The 2,151-nt window shown below is 34.9% G+C and carries 2 protein-coding genes; both read right to left on the reverse strand.

Annotation, left to right across the window (positions count from 1 at the left end):
* The coding region (locus WFK35_RS22390; RefSeq protein WP_336734812.1) for a hypothetical protein at nucleotides 1–373 on the reverse strand (373 nt) is incomplete at its 3' end.
* A 46-nt stretch (nucleotides 374–419) separates the two neighbouring features.
* On the reverse strand, nucleotides 420–2,135 hold the full coding sequence (locus WFK35_RS22395) for a HAMP domain-containing sensor histidine kinase (protein ID WP_336734814.1): 1,716 nt from the start codon (nucleotides 2,133–2,135) through the stop codon (nucleotides 420–422).
* Nucleotides 2,136–2,151 lie beyond the last annotated feature (16 nt).

The raw sequence follows: 2,151 nt of genomic DNA on the forward strand, positions 1-2,151 counted from the left end.
CATAATTTAAATTTTTGTCAAAAGGATTACTTACCGAAAGCGTCATTCCTTTGTTTTGCCTGCCAGAAACTTCCTGATAAAATTCTATTTCTATGGTTTTCAAAGGGTTCTTGTTTTCTTTCACAATCTTCATCGTTTGTATCTTATCATCTTTTACTTCTGTTTCAATAAAAAGATGCTCACCCGGATAAATTTGTAAAATATTATCTTTAACGAAATATTTAGATTTTGCAATTTCTTGCTGATAAAACGTCGTAGAATCAACAGCAATTTTTAAGGTAAACGCTTCACGAAATTCATTTTCATTTTGAGCAAAAAGAAATTTTGAAATAATTAAAAAGAATAAGAAAAAAAATTTCTGAAAAATGTTCATGAATAAAGTTTTGTCGCAAATATACTAATTCAAACGAAAATTTTATTTAAACCATCGGCAACACAAAATAAAAAGTACTTCCCTGATTTAAAGAACTTTTAACGCCGATTTCTCCGTTTTGTTTCTCGATGAAATTTTTAGAAATCGCAAGTCCTAAACCGGTTCCGTTCTGATGTTCTCCCGGAACCTGAAAATAGCGGTCGAAAATCTGTCGCTGGTACTTTTCATCAATTCCTTTTCCGGTATCGGTAATGCTGAATTTAATTCCGGATAGTTCTTTTTCAACCAAAATCAGGATATTTTCGTCCTGAAAAGAATGTTTAATCGCATTGCTCAGGAAATTATTCATTACCCAGACAGTTTTATCAAAATCAGCCATAACAAAGTCTTTTTCATCCGTCAGAAACTGCGTCTGTATCGAAATGTTTTTCTGTTCTGCCAATTTTTCCACATTTTTTACAGCAGTCTGTACCATATCTTTTGGAGCGCAGCTTTCGATATTCAGTCGGATATTTCCGGTTTCCACCTGGGATAAGTTCAGCAGTTCCCCCGTAATATCAAGCAGTCTTTGTCCGTCTTCATTAATGCTTTTTAATAATTCTTTCTGCTGATCATTCAGTTCCCCGAATTTTTGATTTTCCAAAAGCTGAACGCCCATTTTTATGGCAGAAATAGGAGTTTTTAATTCATGCGAAATGGTTGCGATAAAGTTGGTTTTTGCAAAATCCAGTTCTTTGAAAGGAGTTATGTTTCTCAGCAGAATAACCTTTCCGATGTATTTTTTTTCCTTTTCTCCCGTTTTTGTAATATTGATCGGGATTACATCCTGCTCAAAATAATTTTCCTTATTGTCGGTTACAATTTTAATAGGATCTTTCTGCGGATGATTGATGTTTTTCAGAAGTTCCCTTATCAGATCATTGTTTACAGCTACTTCATGAACCGTTTTCCCGATAATTTCATCTTTATTGAGATTCGTGATTTTAAGAGCCTCATCATTAATCATATAAATAAAATGATTTTCGTCCAGACCGATTACAGCATCGTGCATATTATTCACGAGGGTTTCAATCCGTTTTTTATCCATAAGCTGTTCAGACAAAGTGCTGCTTTCATATTCCTGAAGCTTTTCTGCCATGATGTTGAAAGAATTGGCAAGATCGTTAAACTCTTCACTTCCCCTGAAATGAACCCTTTCGTTATAATTTTTATTGGCAATCTGTCGGATACTGAACGTAAGCTGACTGATGGGTTCCGCAATCGTCTGAGGAAGATTAAAAACAAGCGTGATCGCAATTAAAAAACAAATGGTTCCGAGACAGGCGATCCAGAACGTTGCATTTTCTGCTGTTATAATGGCAATATCACTTTTTCGCTCAATTCCTTTCATATTGAGTGACATGATTTTAACCAGATCTTCACGGATCATCTTTTCTTTTTCCGGCGAAGGATCATGGATGTAGCTGTTGAAATGAAGATTGAGATTCTGGGTAGCTTCCTTCTCTCCGAATTCTGTTAAATTTCTTTCCTGAAGAAGATTATTTTTCTTAAAATCTTTAATGGCAACGGCGCTGTCGGTTTTCATTTTATCCAGTGCCAGAAGCATATTCTGAGAAAATTCCAGACTGTTGTAATTGGCGATAAGAATTTTTTCCGTGTCAGATTTCAGTTTATTGATGTAAAAAGACCCGATAACCGATAGCAGAACAATCAGCACAAATAAAAGACCTGCTCCGAGGGTGAGTTTCGTTTTTAGTTTCATTGCATTCTAAGATAAA

Source organism: Chryseobacterium sp. VD8 (assembly GCF_037149975.1).
Lineage (GTDB): Bacteria > Bacteroidota > Bacteroidia > Flavobacteriales > Weeksellaceae > Chryseobacterium > Chryseobacterium indicum.

Bases quoted from the DNA above. Each gene is read 5' to 3' on its own strand.
- WFK35_RS22395 (WP_336734814.1), bottom strand. From the start codon at position 2,135: ATGAAACTAAAAACGAAACTCACCCTCGGAGCAGGTCTTTTATTTGTG.